This is a genomic window from Enorma shizhengliae (assembly GCF_009676995.1).
GTDB classification, from domain to species: domain Bacteria; phylum Actinomycetota; class Coriobacteriia; order Coriobacteriales; family Coriobacteriaceae; genus Enorma; species Enorma massiliensis.
Window position 1 is genome coordinate 92572 of the sequence record NZ_VTFZ01000010.1, and the last position, 19100, is coordinate 111671.

General features: G+C 64.0%; 20 protein-coding genes. 8 read left to right on the top strand and 12 right to left on the bottom strand.

The window, feature by feature from the left end; translation table 11 throughout:
- Positions 1–2: 2 nt before the first annotated feature.
- The 3 genes from GJE22_RS07980 to GJE22_RS07990 form a co-directional block, all read right to left on the bottom strand.
- The gene (locus GJE22_RS07980; protein ID WP_235895779.1) at positions 3–1475 is read right to left on the bottom strand and encodes an MFS transporter; all 1473 of its coding nucleotides are present in this window, start codon (positions 1473–1475) and stop codon (positions 3–5) included.
- A 284-nt stretch (positions 1476–1759) separates the two neighbouring features.
- The gene (locus GJE22_RS07985; protein ID WP_019127966.1) at positions 1760–2341 is read right to left on the bottom strand and encodes an epoxyqueuosine reductase QueH; all 582 of its coding nucleotides are present in this window, start codon (positions 2339–2341) and stop codon (positions 1760–1762) included.
- Entirely contained in the window at positions 2338–2985 is a 648-nt protein-coding gene (locus GJE22_RS07990) for a DUF3267 domain-containing protein (RefSeq protein WP_144687928.1), read from the bottom strand. The genes GJE22_RS07985 and GJE22_RS07990 overlap by 4 nt, the downstream gene beginning before the upstream one ends.
- Positions 2986–3067: 82 nt before the next feature.
- On the opposite strand from GJE22_RS07990, the gene GJE22_RS07995 reads away from it, so the two are divergent.
- Positions 3068–5131, top strand: a complete 2064-nt coding sequence (locus tag GJE22_RS07995; RefSeq protein ID WP_144687929.1) for a class I tRNA ligase family protein — start codon at positions 3068–3070, stop codon at positions 5129–5131.
- A gap of 154 nt (positions 5132–5285) precedes the next feature.
- On the opposite strand, the gene GJE22_RS08000 is transcribed toward GJE22_RS07995, so the two are convergent.
- A complete protein-coding gene (locus GJE22_RS08000) occupies positions 5286–5570 on the bottom strand; it encodes an ATP-binding protein (RefSeq protein ID WP_144687930.1) in 285 nt (94 codons plus the stop codon).
- Between the two features lie 187 nt (positions 5571–5757).
- Here GJE22_RS08000 and GJE22_RS08005 point away from each other — a divergent pair, with 187 nt between their 5' ends.
- Entirely contained in the window at positions 5758–6312 is a 555-nt protein-coding gene (locus GJE22_RS08005) for a GNAT family N-acetyltransferase (RefSeq protein WP_144687931.1), read from the top strand.
- Positions 6313–6314: 2 nt separating this feature from the next.
- Positions 6315–6911, top strand: a complete 597-nt coding sequence (locus tag GJE22_RS08010) for a histidine phosphatase family protein (protein WP_144687932.1) — start codon at positions 6315–6317, stop codon at positions 6909–6911.
- Positions 6912–6968: 57 nt separating this feature from the next.
- On the opposite strand, the gene GJE22_RS08015 is transcribed toward GJE22_RS08010, so the two are convergent.
- The 3 genes from GJE22_RS08015 to GJE22_RS08025 form a co-directional block, all read right to left on the bottom strand.
- Positions 6969–8744 carry an ABC1 kinase family protein gene (locus GJE22_RS08015; protein WP_144687933.1) on the bottom strand — a complete coding sequence of 592 codons (1776 nt, stop codon included), beginning with the start codon at positions 8742–8744 and terminating at the stop codon, positions 6969–6971.
- An 18-nt stretch (positions 8745–8762) separates the two neighbouring features.
- The gene (locus GJE22_RS08020) at positions 8763–9215 is read right to left on the bottom strand and encodes a hypothetical protein (protein ID WP_035100618.1); all 453 of its coding nucleotides are present in this window, start codon (positions 9213–9215) and stop codon (positions 8763–8765) included.
- Between the two features lie 145 nt (positions 9216–9360).
- The gene (locus GJE22_RS08025; RefSeq protein ID WP_144687934.1) at positions 9361–11004 is read right to left on the bottom strand and encodes a C69 family dipeptidase; all 1644 of its coding nucleotides are present in this window, start codon (positions 11002–11004) and stop codon (positions 9361–9363) included.
- Positions 11005–11245: 241 nt separating this feature from the next.
- On the opposite strand from GJE22_RS08025, the gene GJE22_RS08030 reads away from it, so the two are divergent.
- Complete coding sequence (locus GJE22_RS08030) at positions 11246–11473, top strand: cold-shock protein (RefSeq protein ID WP_019127957.1); 228 nt, start codon at positions 11246–11248, stop codon at positions 11471–11473.
- A gap of 379 nt (positions 11474–11852) precedes the next feature.
- Here GJE22_RS08030 and ruvB read toward each other — a convergent pair whose 3' ends face one another.
- The 5 genes from ruvB to GJE22_RS08055 form a co-directional block, all read right to left on the bottom strand.
- On the bottom strand, positions 11853–12932 hold the full coding sequence (ruvB, locus tag GJE22_RS08035; protein WP_144688003.1) for a Holliday junction branch migration DNA helicase RuvB: 1080 nt from the start codon (positions 12930–12932) through the stop codon (positions 11853–11855).
- Entirely contained in the window at positions 12932–13546 is a 615-nt protein-coding gene (gene ruvA / locus GJE22_RS08040; protein ID WP_144687935.1) for a Holliday junction branch migration protein RuvA, read from the bottom strand. Before ruvA ends, ruvB begins: the two co-directional genes overlap by 1 nt.
- Positions 13543–14067, bottom strand: coding sequence for a crossover junction endodeoxyribonuclease RuvC (gene ruvC, locus GJE22_RS08045; RefSeq protein WP_144687936.1), 525 nt, complete (start codon positions 14065–14067; stop codon positions 13543–13545). The genes ruvA and ruvC overlap by 4 nt, the downstream gene beginning before the upstream one ends.
- Before the next feature lie 99 nt (positions 14068–14166).
- On the bottom strand, positions 14167–16173 hold the full coding sequence (locus tag GJE22_RS08050) for a nitrilase-related carbon-nitrogen hydrolase (protein ID WP_144687937.1): 2007 nt from the start codon (positions 16171–16173) through the stop codon (positions 14167–14169).
- A 127-nt stretch (positions 16174–16300) separates the two neighbouring features.
- Positions 16301–16663 (bottom strand): desulfoferrodoxin family protein, encoded by a 363-nt coding sequence (locus GJE22_RS08055; protein WP_144687938.1) that lies wholly within the window; start codon positions 16661–16663, stop codon positions 16301–16303.
- 226 nt (positions 16664–16889) lie between these two features.
- Between GJE22_RS08055 and GJE22_RS08060 the strand changes: the two genes are divergently transcribed.
- The 4 genes from GJE22_RS08060 to GJE22_RS10195 all read left to right on the top strand — a co-directional run bounded on the left by GJE22_RS08060 (position 16890) and on the right by GJE22_RS10195 (position 19083).
- Positions 16890–17282, top strand: coding sequence for a hypothetical protein (locus GJE22_RS08060; protein ID WP_144687939.1), 393 nt, complete (start codon positions 16890–16892; stop codon positions 17280–17282).
- Complete coding sequence (locus GJE22_RS08065; protein ID WP_144687940.1) at positions 17272–17691, top strand: acetyl-CoA carboxylase biotin carboxyl carrier protein subunit; 420 nt, start codon at positions 17272–17274, stop codon at positions 17689–17691. Before GJE22_RS08060 ends, GJE22_RS08065 begins: the two co-directional genes overlap by 11 nt.
- Before the next feature lie 117 nt (positions 17692–17808).
- The gene (locus tag GJE22_RS08070) at positions 17809–18936 is read left to right on the top strand and encodes a sodium ion-translocating decarboxylase subunit beta (RefSeq protein WP_235895780.1); all 1128 of its coding nucleotides are present in this window, start codon (positions 17809–17811) and stop codon (positions 18934–18936) included.
- A gap of 12 nt (positions 18937–18948) precedes the next feature.
- A complete protein-coding gene (locus GJE22_RS10195; protein ID WP_019127948.1) occupies positions 18949–19083 on the top strand; it encodes an OadG-related small transporter subunit in 135 nt (44 codons plus the stop codon).
- The last annotated feature ends 17 nt before the right edge of the window (positions 19084–19100 follow it).

Below are 19100 nucleotides of genomic sequence, written 5' to 3' on the forward strand. Positions count from 1 at the left end.
ACCTACCGCGCCGTCGAGCGGGCGCGGCGCTCCCGATAGTTCAGCCACTCGCGAACGAGCGCGAGCACCACGCTGGCGAGCACGATGACCGCAAGCACGTGGAACGCAAGATGCATGCCATCCATGAACACATCCGGGCGCCCCTCGATATAGCTCGTGACCGGATAGCCGATCGACTGCGACATGCCGCCGTAGAGCAGCGCCGAACCCGCCGTGATGCCCACGGACTGTCCCAGGTACCTCATGAGGTTGCCGAGCGACCCCACGAAGCCGAGCGATCCCTCGGGCGCGTGCCCCATTACCATGGAGTTGTTGGGGGCCTGGAAGATGGCACTACCAAGCGAGGTAAACATGATGCAGGGAATGAGCACGAAAAGCGGCGTATCGAGCGCCACGAAGCCCATGATGGCGAGCCCGCAGGTGTAGATGATCTGCCCCACGAGCGTGGGCTTCTCGCACCCCACCTTGTCCGATACGGCGCCCGAGATGGGACCCACGATGGAGTTGACGAGCGGATAGCACGCCATGATAAGGCCCGCCACACCCGCGCCGATGCCACGCGCCTCCTGCAGGTAATACGGGAAGATGAACGTATAGGCCGCCATGGCGAGGAACACGAGCGCCATGTTGATAAGGTCGATGACGAAGCGAACGTCGCGAAAGACGCCGAGTGTTACGAGCGGCGACTTCGCATGGTTCTCCACCACGACGAAGGCAACGAGCAGCCCGATCCCGCACACAAGCATGCCGATAGTAAAGGGCGCGGCCCCGCGCTCCATGAGCGTGATGGCGAAGAAGATTAACAGGATGGAGGGGATGAGCAGCACCGTGCCGAGCGCATCGAACGACGGGCGGTGCGCAGGGCGACGGTTGCTGAGCACCTTGAGCCCGACGACAAACGAGATGAGACCGATGGGCAGGTTGATGATGAAGATGAACTCCCACGGAAGCGTCGCCACGATGAGACCGCCGAGCGTGGGGCCGCACATGGCGCCGAGCGCGGTGAACGTCGCCACGAGCCCGAGCGCGCGACCGCGACTGTCTGGGAAGGTCTCGGTGATGATGCCCTGGTTGTTGGCGAGCGAAGCCGCGCCGCCAAGCGACTGGACGGCGCGAGCAACGACAAGCATCTCGAACGTTCCCGAAAGCGCGCAGAGCGCCGATCCCGCAGTGAAGAGCGCCACGCCAACCTGGAAGATGCGAACCTTGCCGAACATATCGCCGAGGCGTCCGAACACGAGGAGCGCCGCGCAGGTCACGATGCTGTAGATGCTTGCGACCCACTGGATGGACGCCATATCCACCCCGAGTTCCTGCTGCATAGAGGGAAGCGCGACGTTTACGATGGTGCCGTCGAGAATCTCCATGAATGTCATCGCGAGAATGACGACCAGCGCCACCCCTGCGTGGCCACCGCCCGCTTTGGTGCCCGCCCTGGCGGCCTCCGCCCTGTTGCCTGGCGCGCTCTCTGCCATGCGCTCCATTCCTCAGCCTCCAAAAAAATGACTATTGCGTTCTGATAGTCATTTTAATCCTAGCGGCCGGGAATGAAAGGGGCGCCTTCGCCTCATACTGAAAGCCGTCTCGGGCCGCCGGACAAGGCGAAGGCAGCTCAGCGCTCAAATCGCTGCTTTTTTATCGGTGCGCGCGGAACAGCGCGGCGATCAAGCAGCAAGACCGCAGGTCACCGGAAACACAAGGGCGACCCACCCAACCAAGCGCCCAAAAGGTACTGTTTCGAGGCTCGAGCTGGAAAACGTCAATGCTTCTTCGCGGCACGGCGCTCATCGCGCAGGCGAGCGCGGTCAAGCGCGGCCTCGGCAGCGGAAAAACGGCACCCGCAGTAGTTCTGCCGATACATCCCGAGCTCGCGAGAACGACGCGTTGCCTCGGGATACCAGGGGCGAAAATCGCGGATTACCGGCGTGAGGCCGCGCGCCGAGGCAAGCCGGCAAAGCACGTCGTTGCAAGTTTCGAACAGCTGATACGGCGAGACGGCGAGTGTCGTCGCGATATGGGTGAAGCCCTCGCGCTCTGCAACGCGGCAGGCCTCAGCAAGGCGCATCGCATAGCAGGCGCGGCACCGGCGCTCGCGCGCCTCGGCGCCAATGGGTGCCACCGAGCGTTCCCATCGAACAGCGTCCTCCTCCGCCTCGATGAGCGGGATGCCCTCCACCGCGCACCAACGCCGAAGCTCGGTAAGGCGGCGATCGTGCTCCTCAACGGGCTGTATGTTCGGGTTCGTCCAGCAAATCGTTGGTTCGAAGCCCTCCTCGCAGAGCAGGCGCACGGGTTCGAGCGAACAAGGGGCGCAGCAGGCATGGAGCAGCAGGCGCGTCATGAGCGCACCCCCTCTTGCTCCTCGCCAAAGGCGGCGTCGCAATCCTCATCATCACCGTAGAAGCACACACCGTACGAGGTGTCCTCGCAATGCGTGATGAGAGGATCGGCGCGAAGCTCATGGACGTACCCCCAGTCGCCTGCGCACCCGGTTAGATGGAGCACCGCCGTGAAGGCGCCCGCTACGGGGCAGCCGCACGCAAGCCCAGCTGCAACCACCAGGAGCGTCACGACGAACGTGGGCGCAAGCGCGATGATGAGGTACTGCCTACGCGTGTACACGATGCCCTCGGCGCACGCGTAAAGCATGCCGCGCTTCCAGTTGGCACCGAACGACACGCGGGTGCCCGCCGGAGCGAATGCTTTGAAGAAGATGGCGTGCACGAGCTCGTGCGCCGCAAGCGAGACCACGAGCGCCACCGCGACCCACGCAATCCAGAGCAGGTAGTCTACGATTCCTCGCCCGTCCTCGGAAAATATCCCCACGAGCAGGCCATCGAAGCCCCCGGGGACGCACACGGCGAGCACGACCGCGAACACGAGCGTCGCCGCCAACCCGATGATGAACGTCACGGCAGAGCACTGGGTCATGCGCTTGAGGAAATCCTCGTCCTCGAACGTGTGTATGTTGCTTCGGCATCTCATGTGTCCAAGCATACACGGAATCTGGCGTGCTGTGCCATAATGGTTGCCTATCTGGATGTTTCGACCAAAGCAGGGAGGCTGCATGGCATCCAAGCTGAGCAAAGATTCGCGCCCCACCTGGCCGCAACGCGCCATCGTAACGGCCGGCATGCCCTATGGCAACAAGAACCTGCACTTCGGCCATGTGGGCGGCGTCTTCATTCCCGCCGACTTCTACGCGCGCTTCCTGCGCGACCGCATCGGCCGCGAGAACGTGTTGTTCGTCTCTGGTACCGACTGCTACGGCAGCCCTATCATGGAGAGCTATCGCAAGCTGCATGACGAACAGGGCTACGAAAAGCGCATCTCCGATTATGTGGAGGCGAACCACGAGAGCCAAGCCGCGACGCTCGCCGGCTACGACGTGGAGCCCGACTTCTTCGGTGGCAGCGCCCTCGAACCCGCCGCGCATGTTCACGAGCAGATGACCGACGAGATCATCTTGCGCCTCAAGGAGCAGGGCGTGCTCGAGAAGCGCGCAACCAAGCAGTTCTTCGACCCGGTGGCACAGCAGTTCCTGAACGGGCGCCAGGTCACGGGCAGGTGCCCCATCCAGGGCTGCAAGTCCGAGAAAGCCTATGCGGACGAGTGCGACCTGGGACATCAGTTCGAACCGGAGGAGCTCATCGCGCCCAGGAGCGCGCTCACCGGCGAGACCCCGGAGCTTCGCCCCGTGGACAACATCTATTTCGACCTCCCGTCCTACCTCGACTTCCTGAAAGGCTTCACCAAGAAGCTCGAGGGCGACGAGACGGTGCGCTCCGTGGTGGTAAAGACCCTCGAAGAGTGGCTTAACCCGCCGCAGCTCTACATCCAGAACAAGTTCCGCGAGGCATTCGACGCCATCGAGGACGAGCTGCCGCCACACACCGTGACAGAGCCCGAGGGCAACAAGAGCTCGTTCACCGTGACCTTCCCGAGCTGGCGCGAACGCGACGACGCGCACGAGGTGCTCGGAGCAGGCGGCGTGCGCTTCCGCTCCGGCAAGGCGCTCGTGCCGTTCCGCCTTACGGGCAACATCGCCTGGGGCGTTCCCGTAACCGATGAATGCGGCTGCTCCGGCCTCACCTGCTGGGTCTGGCCCGAGAGCCTCTGGGCGCCCGTCAGCTTCACGCGCACGGCGCTTGCGGCAGACGAACAGGCCGGCGGCACGCGCTACGCTGCGCACGACTGGCGCGACTGGTGGTGCGACCCCGAGGCGCACGTGTACCAGTTCATCGGTCAGGACAACATCTACTTCTACGGAATCGCGCAGACGGCGATGTGGGAAGCGCTCGGCTGGAATATGCAGCAGAGCACGCTCGTGGCAAACTATCATGTGCTCTACATGGGCAAGAAGGCAAGCTCGAGCTCCAAGACCCCGCCGCCGCCCGCAAGCGAGCTCCTCGACCACTACAGCGCCGAACAGCTGCGCGCCCACTTCCTCTCACTGGGCCTTGGCGAGAAGCCGGTGAGTTTCAGCCCTAAGGCATACGATCTGCGCGAGACGGGCAAGAACCCCGATGGAACGCCGCTCCTTGCCCGCGACGACAAGCGCGTGATCGACCCGGTGCTCAAGGAGGGAACGCTCCTTACCGGTGTGTTCAACCGCTTGGCGCGTTCGTGCTTCTACGGCGTTGCCGAAAAGGACGGCGACCCGAGCACGGTGCGCACGGGATGCATTCCCGCAGGCGAAGCTTCGACTGAGGCGACAGAGGCCGCCGAGCAGGCAGCCCTCGCCTTCGAGCAGGCCATGTGGCGCACCGAGCTCCATCGCGCGCTCGGCGTGTGCGACGCCTTCCTGCGCGCCGCCAATAAGCGCTGGAGCGACGCGAGCAAGGCGGCCAAGGCGGTGCAGAAGGATGACCAGACTGCGGGCGACGCGCTCATGCATCAGGCGCTCGTCGACGCGTTCCTCGAGCTGCGCGTGGCAACCGTCCTCATGCATGGCATCGTGCCTGCCGGATGCGAGCTCATCTGCGAACACTTCGACATCGCACCCGAGGCGTTCTTCTCCTGGGAGCACGTGCTTGACTCGACGGATGCCCTGGTAGAAAGCCTCGGTGAGAAGCCGGGCACCCACCGCGTGAAGGAGCTGCCGCCACGCTTCGACTTCTTTTCGTACTAAGGGCGTCCTCCCGGCGCGCCGGGAGCATATGGCCCCGCCCTGCGGAAGGCCTTGCACTCGCGGCGGGGATGCCCCTCGCATGGCAGCCACCCTTGGAATGAGACACTTGTGCCGGGTCAAAGTGTCTCACGGATGATGGAAGGGCGGTGCCGGGTTAACGTTCCCTGCGTTCGTAGACGGCGCCGGTGGGGCACGCCTCGTGACAGGTGCCGCAAGCAGTGCAGCGATCTTCCAGGATGCGAAGGGTGCGGCCCATCGGACCGGCGGCGATGGCGCCAAAGGGGCAGGCGCGAACGCAATCGCCGCAGTGCATGCAGCGATCGATGTCGATGGCGTATGAAACGCCAGAACCCGGTTCATGTGGGTCACTTGAAACGCCAGAACCCGGGTCCGGCGATTCGCTATCAAAGAGCGGCAGCATATCCTGGACGTCCTGCATGTCGTTCCTCCCCTACCGCCCCTCACGAGGCAGGCCCTCGCATCGGCTTCTCAACCGGAACCTCTCATACAATTATGCCGCTTTCTTGAGTCGGCGGGTGGCCCTTGCGCGAGCGGAGAAAACGCCTATCGTAATGCAGCCGGTCAATCGAGCGCCCGCGGGCGCATACCATCGAGAGGCTTTCACCATGAACGACACCCTGACCATGCGGCGCGCGCTGCCCGGCGAGGCGGACCGCGTCATGGAGATACTCGAAGACGGCAAGCACTCCATCGCGCGATTCGGTATCGAGCAATGGCAGCACGGTTATCCCAACCGCGCGAGCGTTGAGGGAGACCTCGCCCTCGACGCCTGCTGGGTCGCCGTTGACGCCTCCGGCTCGCTGCTCGGCACGCTTGCCCTTCGCTTCGACGAGGACCCCGAATACCGCATGCCTGAGCTCACCTGGCTCACCCCGCAGACCGCCCCCGGCTGCACGCCCTCCTACGCCGCCATCCATCGCTGTGCCACCGCCGCCAGCGCGCTCAAGCGCGGCGTGATGGGCTTCATGTTCGCGACGGCCGAGGACATCGCACGGGAGAACGGCCGCAAGAGCCTCAGGATCGACACGCATCCCGGCAACGTCGCCATGCGCTCGTTCCTCACCCGCCACGGCTTCACCGAGCTCATGACCTTCGAGCTCAAGACCAAAGGGGATGCCGAGACCGATCTCACGCGCATCGCCTACGAAAAGCTGGTGTAACGATGCAGAAGCTCTATCTCATGCGCCATGGGCAGACGGTGTACAACACCCAGCATATCCTCCAGGGCCGCTGCGACTCGCCACTCACCGATGAGGGTGTGGCGCAGGCTCGGCGCGCCGCCGCATGGCTTCGTAGCCAGGAAGCAAACTTCTCCTGTATAGCCGCATCGCCCCTGGGGCGCGCACAGCAAACGCTCGACATCGTCGTAGCGGAGGTCCCCGGGCTCTCTACGCTCCCCCGCATCGCTTCCGCCGGGCTCATGGAGCGCGATTACGGCAGATTCGAGGGGGAGCCCGTTGAACGCCTGGGGGTGAGCCCATGGGAACCAGGCGACGCGGCGGTCATGCGCGGCGGCGAGACCCAGGCATGCGCCCGGTACCGCATCGTGAGCGCCCTTCGCGGCCTCATGGACGAATGCACCGGAGACGCGCTCGCCGTATCGCACGGCTCTATCAGCAAGCTGTTCAAAACGGTCTGGGAGCATAACGCGCGCTGCGAGCAAGATGTCTATCTGGGCAACTGCTGCGTCCTCGTTTTTGAATACGACCGCGATTCCGGCGCGTTCTCCAACATCGAGATCGCCAATCCCGCCTCGTAAGCCACGGCGCCGAGAGCCAGAGCGCCTCGATGCAGCAAGGAGCGCCGGGAGTACAGGCTACCGGCGCTTGCCGTGGGAGTTACGCCAAATCTCGCGACCGAGCATGAGCGCGAGCACGAGTGCAGAAACATAGCCGAGAAAGCCGATGATCGGGATGCCGAAGATGACCGGCTCGATTTTCGCATAGTACACGACCGACGACCCGATGAAGAGGCCCGCGATCACGATCGCCATCGACGCACGGTCCACGATGCCGCCCAGGCGCCGAAGCACCTCGTCGGAACCCATAAGCTCGGTATTCACCTTGAGCTGGCCGCGCGTGAGCATGCGCGACGCGAGACCGAGGTACTCCGCCGTCTGGAGCGACCCCTTGACGGCGCGGGCGGTACCCACCGCAAGCTCTTCCGCAGCTTCGCGCGCACGCTCGTAGCTGCTCTTCTCGTGGGCGATATGCACCTGGATGATCTCGATCATATTGACGTCGGGCATATATTCCGAAAGCAGGCCCTCGAGCGTCACCATACCGCGTGCGAACATCGTCACCACCGGCGGCAGCTCGATATCGTTCTTGCGCGCCAGGTTGATGAGCGCTGTCAGGAAACGGCCGATATCGAGGTCTTTGAGATTGCTTCCGCCAAAATCCTGCACGATGTAATCGAGGTCCGTGAGGAACGCCGTGTGGTCGATGGCCGCCGTGTCGCCGCGCGAGATGGCGAAGCGCATAAAGCTGTCCTTGAGCTTGGGCACATCGTTTTCTGCCACGGCGAAGATGATGTCTTTCACCACACCGCGGTCGTGCGACGACATGCGCCCCACGATGCCGAGGTCGATGAAGTAGATGACCCCGCCCGAAAGAATGATGTTGCCTGCATGGGGGTCCGCATGGAAGAAGCCATCGTCGAGCACCTGCGTGGCGTAGTCGTCCACGATCTCGTTGCCCAGGTCCTTGAGCTTGTAGCCCGCGCGCACGAGCAGCTCGGGTTCCGAGATCGAGATGCCCTCGATGTAATCCATCACCACGACATGCTCAGTGCAGAGGTCCATATACGAACGCGGGCACGAGATGCCGGGCGTATGCTTGTGGAAGGCATAGAACTCGTCGAGATTGCGCGCCTCGGCAAGGAAGTTCGTCTCTTCGCGGAACGATCGCCAGAGCTCTTCCACCACCTCGCCCAAGTCGATGATCTGCTCGGTCTTGATGAGGCGCGTCGCAAGGCGCGCGAGCGAGCGCATGATATCGATGTCTTGCGCCATGACCTGTTGGGCGCCAGGACGCTGCACCTTTACGGCAACGTCCTCTCCGGTAACGAGGCGAGCGCGATGGACCTGCGCAAGCGAGGCGCTACCGAGCGGATTAGGATCGATGGCATCGAAGAGGCCGCCGAGCTTCTTGCCGTATTCTGCCTCGAGGCACTCGAGCACCACGGGATAGGGAACCGGGTCGGCCTCGGTGCGCAGGCGGCGCAGCTCGTCGCAATAGCGCTGAGGCAAGATTTCAGAGCGATTTGAGAGGATCTGGCCCATCTTGACGAACATGGGACCGAGCTCCTCGAGCATGCGGCGGAGGCGCACCGGCGTGATGTTCCTCCACACCTCATACTTCCGTGCAATATGGAAGATCTGCGCGATACGGCGGCGACGCCCCGTGAGGGTGAGCTGGTACTTATCGACATCCGCCATGGCCTCGGGCTCGTCGGGCACCTCGTCCACGGCGCGCTCGCGCCGAAAGCTCGTGCGCGACGGGCCGAACTCAGGCTCCTCACCGGGCACTCGCTCTTCCGGAATCAAGGGCTCGGGAGGCGGCGATGGATTGTTCTTCGTGCCGAAGTCCATGGCGGATAATCGCTTTCGTTATTCCTCGGTTTTCTCGTCGGCAACACCCTCGGCATCGCCCGGCGCTTGCTCGCCGGCAGCTTCCTCGGCTGCAACCGACTCCACGGGCACGCTCACGGCAGCGGCGGGAACCGCCTCCACGAGCTCCGTGACATGGGCTACGAAGGCAGCGCGCTCGGCCGTTGTGAGCGGGCGCACGCGAGCGACGATGAGCTCGTCCAAGATGCGCTCGGCAACCGTCGCGCCCTGCTCGCTCAGCCGTTCGGTCACATCGCTCACGGCCCCGCCGGCCTGCTTGAACACGTCGGCCATGGAGCGTGCGAAATCGCCTTGAGACGCATCGCTTCGGGCCTGCGCGCCGCGGGCGCTCAGATCGTCGATGAGTTCTTTGCCCTTGTCGGCCGCCATGGCAGCGGCGCCCAGGCTCACGTTCACCATGTTGTTGACAAGTTCGTCGAAAGACATAGCCATGTTGCCTCCTCAAACGAGCGGACGCGCAGCTAGCCCGAGCGCCGCGGTTTTCGTTGCTCCCCTTGTACCCCAAAGGAGCGCTGCGGTAACAACGGGGCAGAGCCGGCAACTTCCCTTGGCCCCGTTGCTAATCCGGTTGACCGGCCTATTCGCGCACGTTGTCAGACATCGCGAAGCCGTTCTTCATCGCGCAGCTCGTGGTATAGAGCACCTTGCCGAGCAGCTCCTCCGTTGCACACTTAAGCTCGGACGCGAGATCGTTGTTCGCCGCCACGAGCTTCTCCGGCACCGCAGCCGCATCAAGGCCCGCCACGGCGGCATCGGTCTCATGGAGCATCTTGTGACCCAGGGCAGCCATCTTCTCCTGGTATGCCTCGACCGCGGCCGCGTTTTCATGGAAGCGCGCGTCGGCGAGGGCGGCGATGATGCGGTTCGCCCAGTAGAAGCTTTCACTCGTCACGCGGGCACCGGTATTGCCGAGGTACTCGGGCAGCTTATCGACGTTTGCATAGAACGGGACGAGGGCGTTGAACGGATTCGAGCCAAACGCCATCCACTGAACGGCACGGTACGCTTCGGGCGCATAGGGGCGGAGCTGCAGCACCGCGAGCTGGCCGTTGCGGTTGATGCCGATGGGGCGGTAGCGGTTGCGCGAGGCGGCGTTACCCATGGTGCCATAGGGGTCGAAGGGCGTGCCCTGATAGTGCGCGGAGAGCACGTCTTTCACATCCTCGATCGTGAGCTTGCGCTCCGGAACGCGCGACCACGGGATGTCATCGGACTCGGGGCCAAAGACGGCGGCAGGCCCGTCCCAGCCGTCGCTCGGGTTCAGGCAGCGCTGCATGTACCACGCGCGCGGCGTGTTATACACGTGGTCGCTCTCGTTGTGGCTTCCGAACGCCTGCCGCGGATTGAAGATATCGCCATTGAGCATGCCGGCACGCACGTCCTCGATGAGGTCGAGAAGCCCGTCTGCGAAGTCGTCCTCGTCATCTTGCTCCACGTCGTCTGCGAGGTCGTCCGCAAAGTCGTCGTAGATATCGTCGAAGACCTCGGGGCGCAGCAGCGTGAGGTCAAGGTGATGTCCTGCCATCCAGCTCCGCAGGTCGGAGCTCGCCATGTGCTCGACCTCATCGCCCTCGGCATCCGCGAGGTCGAAGTAGTCGATGCCAAGCTGATTGGGCATGGTCACATACGAATCGTCCGGCACGCGCTTCGCGATCCAATGATGGCCGCCGATGGTCTCGAGCCACCAGATCTCGTCCACATCGCTGAATGCGATGCCGTTCATCTCGTACGTGCCGTAACGCTCCAGAAGCTCGCCCAGCCTCCGAACGCCGTCGCGAGCGCTCTTGATATAGGGCAGCACGAGCGTGACCATGTCCTCTTCGCCGATGCCACCGGGGACCGCGGGCACGTAGCCCTCCTCGCCTTCGGTGCCCTTTGCGGGCTTGTAGACGACGAGCGGGTCCGCGCCGAGCACACGCGGGTTCGAAGTGATGGTTTCCGTGGCGCTCATGCCCACGTTAAGCTCGTTGAAGCCTGCCGCCGCCCAAGGCCCGTGTCCCTCGATGGCATCGGGCACGGCGGTGTAGCGCATAGGGTTATCCGGCAGCTCGATAGTGAGGTGTGAAGCGGTCGAAGTATAGGTGCGCGGCTGCTCGCTTGGATGGACAACCGTGAGGCGCTTGGGCTCAAACTGCCCGTTCGGGGAGTCCTCGTTGCGGGCGACGATGGTCGAGCCGTCGTAACTCGCCTTCTTGCCGATGAGAATGGTAGTGCAGGGCATGAAGCCTCCTTGCTTGAGCGTACAGATCACGTGCCCGAGCGGGCTACGCACCATCAAGTGTACCCCCACGCGCGGACATTCACCCACCCAACGTAAGGGTTCTGCAAGGAGGCGCGCTGCGTGCCCTTGCGACCGCGAATCTCGGATTGATGAGGGGGCGTTAGGGGTATGCTTACTCTTCGTGTCGGCGACCGCCGGCGCACGACCCGCTCGCATGAGAGCGTAGAAAGAAAGGTACAGCATGACCGGAACGATCAAGAAGTCCTTCTTCCGCGAGAAGGGCTACGGCTTCATCGCCCCCGACGACGCGCCCGCCGACGGCACCAAGTCCGACATCTTCGTGCACTTCAGCGCGATTCAGATGGACGGCTTCAAGACCCTCGACGAGGGCGACCGTGTTGAGTTCGAGGTCGGTCCGGGAAAGAAGCCGGGCGAGACGCAGGCGCTCAATGTGAGGAAGATCGCGTAGGGTCCTGCTCCCGGACGGGGCGCTCCCCCGTTTCTCCTTGCTCAAACATTCTCGAAAGGCCCAGCTTTGCTGGGCCTTTCTGCGAAACTGCGCAGGAGAAACGGGGGAGCGCCCCTGCGTGCGGGCTACGCGATTGGGCTGGGTGGGACATGGCGAGGGCTTGGAGGGCTCGCCGCTTTGCGGCATCGCCCTGTGCGGTGGGGCACAATAATGAGATGCTGCGCGCACGGGGGCTCGCCCTGCGGGCATCGCCCGTGCGGTGGGGCCCGGCGACGAAGTGTCCATCGCTAGCACCTCCGCCCTGTGACTACCTCAGGTAAGAGGAACCGGATGAACCATGCTCCGTCGCGGGCTGCGGTCACCTCGATAGCGGAATGGGCTACGTTGTGGGCGGCTTCATGCCAAGATGGTCGAAGGCGGCGGTTGTGGCCATGCGGCCCTGCGGGGTGCGCACGATGAGACCGCGCTGCAGGAGGTAGGGCTCGTAGACGTCCTCAAGCGTGGAAGGGTCCTCCCCTACGGCGCTCGCCAGCGTGCTGAGACCAACCGCACGGCCGCGGAACGTCTGGGCGAGCGTTTCCAGGATGCGGATGTCCATCCAATCGAGGCCGAGTTCGTCGATCTCGAAGAACTCGAGGGCCTCGCGAGCGGTCTTGAGGTCGATGGCGCCGCTGCCGCGCACCTGCGCGTAGTCGCGTACACGTTTGAGCAGGCGGTTTGCCAGGCGCGGGGTACCACGTGAACGGGAGCCGATCTCGACCGCGGAATCGTGATCAATCTGCACTCCCAGAATCGAGGCGGAGCGCTCAACGATCTGGGCGAGGTCCTCGATTGCGTAATAGTCCAAGCGGAACGAGATGCCAAAGCGGTCGCGCAGAGGCCCTGTGAGCATGCCAGAGCGAGTGGTCGCTCCCACAAGGGTGAAATGCGGGATCTCGAGCCGGATGGAACGCGCGGCAGGCCCCTTGCCGATCACGATATCGAGCGCGAAGTCTTCCATCGCAGGATAGAGAATCTCCTCGACGGAACGGTTCAGCCGGTGGATCTCGTCGATGAAGAGCACGTCGCCCGGTTGAAGATTGGTTAAGATGGCCGCGAGGTCGCCCGTGCGCTCGATGGCTGGGCCGGATGTCGTCTTAATCTGCGCGCCGAGTTCGTTGGCGAGCACCGAGGCGAGCGTCGTCTTACCGAGGCCCGGAGGGCCGGAGAAAATCACGTGGTCGAGCGTTTCGCCACGACTCTGCGCTGCTTCGATGAGGATGCGCAGGCTCTGCTTGATATGCTCCTGGCCGCAATAGTCGTCAAGAAGCTGGGGGCGCAGGCTGCGCTCCACATCGAGGTCGTCTGAGGTGAGGTTACCCGTCACGAAGCGATCGCCGCGGGCCGCAGCCGGACCGTTCGCCGCACCCTGACGCTGCGGCACGTCCTGCCACAGGTCCTGTTCATCCGCTTCCCACATCATGCATCCATCCCGAGTCTCTTCAATGCGGCCGCGAGCAGGTCTTCCACCCGCATGCCCTCATCATACCCATCGAGGGCAAGGTCGGTCTCCTGCGGGCTGAAGCCCATGGAAAGGAGCGCGGCGCGCGCGTCGTCAAGCGGAGACGAGGCAGCGCGGCTGAGCGGGATCTGACCCGCGGCGGGCACATCGGCCGCAGCGAGGCCATGGTCTTTGGCAAGCGTGCCCTTGAGCTCGAGGATAAGCCGCTGCGCCGTTTTCTTCCCCACGCCAGGCACCGCAGACATGCCCGTGATGTCTTCGGCCATGACGATGGAGTAGATCTGCGAGACGGAATACCTGGACAGCACCGCGAGTGCGAGCCGCGGTCCCACGCTTGAAACCGCGACCAAGCGATCGAACATCGTGCGCTCCTCGACGCTGGCGAAGCCAAAGAGCGCGACGGCATCGTTGCCGATACGCATCCGCGTATAGAGCCGAACCTCTTCACCAAGCGGGGGCAGAGAGGCCGCCGTCATGCCCGAGATGCCGACCTCGAACCCGATACCCGAAACGTCGAGCACCGCCACCGAGAGGGTGGCCTCAAGCAGGATTCCGTGGAGTTGAGCGATCATGCGTAGGGGTTTCCCTTCTCCTTGACATAGGCGCCGTCCGTAGCTGCCGCGGTGCGCCAGAGATTTGCATGGCAGATCGCGCACGCGAGGGCGTCGGCCGCGTGGTCGGGCTTGGGGTCGTGATCGAGGTTCAGGAGGCTGCGGACCATATAGGTTACCTGACGCTTATCTGCAGCGCCCGTCCCCACAACCGCTTGCTTAATCTGCATGGGGGTATATTCCCCCACCTCGACGCCCGCAAGGGAACAGGCAACGAGCGCCGCACCGCGCGCATGTGCCGTGGGGATGGCCGAGCGAACATTCGCCCCGAAATAGATGCCCTCGACCGCCGCTGCATGCGGTTGATACCGATCGACAACCGAAACGAGTTCGTCGACGATGTGTCGAAGGCGCGCCGCAAGGTCGGCCTCGGTCGTCGTATGGATGCACCCGTAGGCACGGCAGCGGCACATGCCGCGGCGCTCCTCCACGACGCCCCAACCGGTATTCGCCAGCCCGGGGTCGATTCCCAAGACGACCATCGGCCCTCCCCTCAATCAGCTCTGAATACCTTCGCACGGCATGCTCGAGATTTCGAACACCTGTTCTAGTATCATATCATAGCGAGACGGAGGCGGGCACTAGTTTTGCGAGAAGAACGAGAAGCCACGGGCAGCAGGGCCGGCAAACGGGTTGCCCCCCTCCTCACCATCGGCGGAGCCCCCTTCGAAGAGGTCGTGCAGCGCGCGCTGGACCTGGTCTTCGAGCTGAGGGAGCTGCCCGCCCAGCTGCTGCCGGCCCTCTTCCGTGGACATCGCCTCGAGCTGCTCGGGCGTGATGCCAAGAAGGCTCCCCACCAGCCCCATGATCTCGCCGCGTACCCGTGCGCTCAGCGCTTCCCCGCGCGATTCCGCACGCTCAATTGCGGCGCGCGCAAGCCCCGCAAGATCGAGCGGATCGGCTCCATGCCGGCCCAGATCGGACCACGCAAGATCGACCGGCCAGGCCCGCTCGCCGAAGGAACGAGCCGAAACCGCAGGCACCAGGGGCAGCGCGCGGCGAGCTGCTTCGCCCCGGCGAACGAGCATGAGCAGAAGCGCCGCCGCATCCGACCTCGTTGCCGTAAGCGGAAGGTCGTCGAGCGGAAGGTCGCAATCGATATGGGCCTCGAGCGCTGCGTCGATTTGGCTCGGCTCGAGCGTGCCCAACGCCTCGGCAACGCGAACCGCATAGTAGGGACGCGACGCCTCGAGCGCGGCGGCTCTCCTGATGATGCCATCGAGATACGACTTCACCGCACGCAACGAGACGAGGGCGGCAGGCACCGCGGCGCCCGCGCGGTTGCGCATGCGGGCCACGAACTCCAGCGCTGTAAGGTACACGTCGCCGAACGGAGCGATCTGCCCCGGCAGCGACCCGCCCGCACCCTCGGGCGCGAGGGCATAGTCGGTCTTGGTGAGCGAGCTTACCGGCAAGGCATGCTCGGCATGCGCGATATCGTCGAGGAAGAGCTGGGCCAGATGCGCCGATGCCCGGCGAACGGCAGCATCGTCGCCTGGAACGGCGATGCGCGACTCGTCCCGGTCAAGCAGCGCTGCGCAATCGGGCTCCGTACGCTCGACAAGGCGGATGTGCAGCGATGCAACAAGGTCGCGCACGCGCTCGGCCCGTTCCCGCTCGGCCGCATCCTGTGCAGGCGTCCGCATGCCGGACCGCGCCACAAACAGGCCGACGACGTTTCGCGGCCCGAAGGCGTCGACGCAGAGCGTCGCAGCAAGTGAGCTGGGCAGGCTGCCGTCGAGCACGAGCGCGGCCCGCGAGCACCCGCACGCCGTCGCAGCGTCCACGAGGCCCACGCGAAGCCCGTCCCACAGCCATTCCGACCGATCGAAATGCGGTAGCTCGTGATCTTCGATGCACGGCACGGTCGTACCGCGCTGAACATCCTGCACGAGCAAGTCTTCCTCAAAGCACGGCGAAGCCGCCACGACTCGCCCGCAGTCATCCATCACGAAGGAGCCGCCTGCATAGACGGCGCCGTCGAAACCGCCGACCGGCGCCACGCAAGCGAGCCAGAGGCTGCGCTTGACGGCGACGGGGCGGAAGTGACCGTCCTGCACGGCGGCTACGGCCGATGTCTCGGCTCGCGAGACATCGAGCGATCCAGCCTGGAAGTAAATCATGAGGTCGCACCCGGGGGGCAGGAGCTCGCCCGCACGCTCGGCGTCGAACGTGATCGCGCAGCGAACGCCGTCGACATCGAAGACGGGCGGCGTCCACAGGTCTTCATCACCCGCTTGCTCGCGACGAATCGCCAAGAGCGTGCGCAGCGGCGACACATTCCCGTCTTTGAGCAAAAACACCTCGAGCATGTACGCACCCTGGTGCGCGACGAAAGCGGGGACGAGCGCGGCTATGTCGAGTTGGGCGAGCCGCATCGCCAAGCCGCTCAGGCCGGCGAGCAGGTCGTGCAGGAAGTTCGCGGATTCGGCGATCGGGCCAGGCGCGGCACCCGAGAACAGGGGAACCGGCGTGCAGAGAAGCCGAGCTCCCTGCTCGTGCGCGAGGGCCGCCTGGTCCTCGATGCGCGCGCAGATGGCGTCGATGTCGCCCAGACGCATGTCGATCTGCGCGATTGCGATCTTCATAGGACGCTCCCCCTCTCCCTCTGCCCCACCGCGCCCCGCACGGGCGGTACGTAAACCTCTTCTGGGATTTTATGCGAAAAAGGGCCGCCCGAAGGCGACCCTTCCGCATCCATTGATAGCGAAGAGCCTAGAACTCTGCCTTCCACAATCCATGAAGGTTGCAGTAGGCGTACACCGTACCGGCCTTAACGCCGCCGGGGAAGAACGCCACGGGGCTCTGACCGGGCTTGAGATGATGCACCTCGAGACGGTCGTCCGCCTCGAGCGCGATCCACTGGATGTAATGGGCCGTCTCCATGGGATGCTCGGTCGAGCCGACCGTCACCTTGATGAGGCGCCCCTCGTGCTCGACCTCGACGACAGGAACATGCTTCTCGACGGCACCGTCGCTCGTATTGGCGTCAAGCGCCTGATAACCCGCAGGAGCCGGAGTCTCGACCTGCAGGGCAGCGAGGAAGTTGTTCGCGTCATTCTTATAAAACGTAGCCATATTGACCTCCATGTCACGTGTGCGTACGCTGTTAGACTTCGCCTATTATGCCCGCGCGCATGAGGCGGTAGTCACCGGCGGAGGAGGGCGGCAAGATGCTTGGAACCTCCACACAACGAGTTTTCATCGAGCTCCCACAAACCACTACATTCCCTATACAATATCTTCATATGCACACGCGCCGCGTGTTCCCCATCCCAAAGGGCGCGTGAGAAAGGACGGACACATGGGTTTTCGTTCCTGGCTGCGTGAGCGCTTCTCTCGCTCTGCGCAGCGCAAGCACAGGGCTAAGGCCCCGGGGGCGACGCGCGCCCACGAATCGCGCGCCGAGATCGCGCCCGGCTTCCCCCTCGATGAATGGGAAGAGGTGCCTGCCTACCTCCCCGTTGACCCTGCCGAGCATCTGCCGGCATGCATCATCGCCTCGGCCATCGCCGCAGGCGCCCAAGAAGAAAGCAAGCTCGTGGTTAAGCGCGTTTCGGTCGCCAATCCCGAGCATCAACGCGTCGCCGTCATCGCGACGGCACTGGGCGCGGGAGCCCTGGAAAAGAGCTCGTTTGCTGTAAAGCGCATCTATAAGCAGAAGGACATGGAAGGGACCCAAAGCGATGCTGCGTAAATTCAAAATCTCGATCGATGGAACCCAGTACCTTGTGGAAATGGAGGAGATCGGTGCCCCGGCAGGGCCCGCGCCCGTCGTAGCCGCCCCCGCGGCCGCCCCGGCTCCTGCCGCCGCTCCGGAGCCGGCGCCCGCGCCCGCTGCGGAGCCCGCGCCCGCTCCCGCAGCCGCACCTTCCGCCAACGCACCGGCGGGCTCCCATACGCAGGAAGCCCCCATGCCCGGCACCATTCTCGACATCCACGTCAACGTGGGCGACACCGTCGAGGTCAACCAGCCCGTCATGGTCCTCGAGGCCATGAAGATGGAGAGCGAGATCGTCGCCGAGCAGGCCGGTACCATCGCCTCGATCAACGTTGCCAAGGGCGACATGGTGAATCCGGGGGACCTGCTGTTCTCGATTTCCTAACCGCACCGCACGGGTTGACAGCGGGGTCGGAGGGACCTGCCAGCCCGTGCCTATTCACCCGATACCGGGGTTGACAGCCACGCCCGACCTACCGTCAGCCCGACAGAGGAGAGACCATTGGAGATTCTAACCACGGCAGCTGATGTGCTGACTGCTGGCATCGTGGCGCTCGCGGCCGAACCCGGCCGCCTCGTCATGATGGCCATCGGCTGCGTCCTCATGTACCTTGGCATCAAGAAAGAATACGAGCCCACGTTGCTCGTGCCCATGGGCCTTGGCACCATCTTGGTGAACATTCCCAGCTCCGGCGTCATCGGAGAGACCGGACCCTTCCAGATCCTCTTCGACATGGGCATCGAGACGGAGCTCTTCCCGCTGCTGCTCTTCATCGGCATCGGCGCCATGATCGACTTCGGGCCCCTGCTCTCGAGCCCGTTTCTGCTCATCTTCGGCGCGGCGGCGCAGTTCGGCATCTTCTTCGTGATCATCGTGGCGACGCTCCTCGGCTTCGACATCGCCGACGCCGCCTCCACGGGCATCATCGCTGCAGCGGACGGCCCCACGTCCATCTTCGTGGCTAACAGCTTAGGCTCGAAGTATATGGGCGCTATCATGGTCGCCGCGTACTCGTACATGGCCCTCGTGCCCATCATCCAGCCCATCGCCATCAAGGCGTGCACCACGAAGCGCGAGCGTCGCATCCATATGAATTACAACCCGCGCGCCGTCTCTAAGACGTCGAAGATCCTCTTCCCCGTCATCATCTGCATCATCGCCGGCCTCATCGCACCGGCCTCGCTGCCGCTTGTTGGCTTCCTCATGTTCGGTAACCTACTGCGCGAATGCGGCGTGCTCGACAGCCTCTCCAAGAGCGCCCAGAACGAGCTCGTGAACCTCATCTCGATCCTTTTGGGCCTGTGCGTCTCGGTGAAGATGGAGTATCACGACTTCCTGCAGGTCGACACCCTCATCGTCATGGCGCTCGGCCTCGTGGGCTTCGTCATGGACACGGTGGGCGGCGTCATGTTCGCAAAGCTTTTGAACCTTTTCCGCAAGGAGAAGATCAACCCCATGGTGGGTGCCGCCGGCATCTCGGCGTTCCCCATGAGCTCGCGCGTCGTGCAGCGCCTTGCCACGGAAGAGGATCCGCAGAACTTCATCCTCATGCAGGCGAGTGCCGCGAACGTGGCCGGGCAGATTGCCTCGGTCGTCGCCGGCGGCCTCGTGCTCGGGCTCTTGATGTAGGGAGGACACGGTATGTCTGAGAACCTTATCACCGCCTTCGAGCTCCTCGGTATCGGCTGGGGCGGCATCTTCGTCGTCATGATCATCATCTACCTCGTGTCGCTCGCGCTGTCGAAGATCTTCGCGCCGCGCGGGCCCGAGGCGTAGCGACCGCGAAAGGAGGA

Bases quoted from the DNA above. Each gene is read 5' to 3' on its own strand.
- GJE22_RS08010 (WP_144687932.1), top strand. From the start codon at position 6,315: ATGCAGAAGCTCTATCTCATGCGCCATGGGCAGACGGTGTACAACACC.
- GJE22_RS07985 (WP_019127966.1), bottom strand. From the start codon at position 2,341: ATGACGCGCCTGCTGCTCCATGCCTGCTGCGCCCCTTGTTCGCTCGAA.
- GJE22_RS07980 (WP_235895779.1), bottom strand. From the start codon at position 1,475: ATGGCAGAGAGCGCGCCAGGCAACAGGGCGGAGGCCGCCAGGGCGGGC.
- GJE22_RS07995 (WP_144687929.1), top strand. From the start codon at position 3,068: ATGGCATCCAAGCTGAGCAAAGATTCGCGCCCCACCTGGCCGCAACGC.
- GJE22_RS08020 (WP_035100618.1), bottom strand. From the start codon at position 9,215: ATGGCTATGTCTTTCGACGAACTTGTCAACAACATGGTGAACGTGAGC.
- GJE22_RS10195 (WP_019127948.1), top strand. From the start codon at position 18,949: ATGTCTGAGAACCTTATCACCGCCTTCGAGCTCCTCGGTATCGGCTGG.
- ruvA (WP_144687935.1), bottom strand. From the start codon at position 13,546: ATGATCGCTCAACTCCACGGAATCCTGCTTGAGGCCACCCTCTCGGTG.
- ruvB (WP_144688003.1), bottom strand. From the start codon at position 12,932: ATGTGGGAAGCGGATGAACAGGACCTGTGGCAGGACGTGCCGCAGCGT.
- GJE22_RS08000 (WP_144687930.1), bottom strand. From the start codon at position 5,570: ATGCAGGACGTCCAGGATATGCTGCCGCTCTTTGATAGCGAATCGCCG.
- GJE22_RS08015 (WP_144687933.1), bottom strand. From the start codon at position 8,744: ATGGACTTCGGCACGAAGAACAATCCATCGCCGCCTCCCGAGCCCTTG.
- GJE22_RS08065 (WP_144687940.1), top strand. From the start codon at position 17,272: ATGCTGCGTAAATTCAAAATCTCGATCGATGGAACCCAGTACCTTGTG.
- GJE22_RS08055 (WP_144687938.1), bottom strand. From the start codon at position 16,663: ATGGCTACGTTTTATAAGAATGACGCGAACAACTTCCTCGCTGCCCTG.
- GJE22_RS08060 (WP_144687939.1), top strand. From the start codon at position 16,890: ATGGGTTTTCGTTCCTGGCTGCGTGAGCGCTTCTCTCGCTCTGCGCAG.
- GJE22_RS08050 (WP_144687937.1), bottom strand. From the start codon at position 16,173: ATGAAGATCGCAATCGCGCAGATCGACATGCGTCTGGGCGACATCGAC.
- ruvC (WP_144687936.1), bottom strand. From the start codon at position 14,067: ATGGTCGTCTTGGGAATCGACCCCGGGCTGGCGAATACCGGTTGGGGC.
- GJE22_RS07990 (WP_144687928.1), bottom strand. From the start codon at position 2,985: ATGAGATGCCGAAGCAACATACACACGTTCGAGGACGAGGATTTCCTC.
- GJE22_RS08025 (WP_144687934.1), bottom strand. From the start codon at position 11,004: ATGCCCTGCACTACCATTCTCATCGGCAAGAAGGCGAGTTACGACGGC.
- GJE22_RS08030 (WP_019127957.1), top strand. From the start codon at position 11,246: ATGACCGGAACGATCAAGAAGTCCTTCTTCCGCGAGAAGGGCTACGGC.
- GJE22_RS08005 (WP_144687931.1), top strand. From the start codon at position 5,758: ATGAACGACACCCTGACCATGCGGCGCGCGCTGCCCGGCGAGGCGGAC.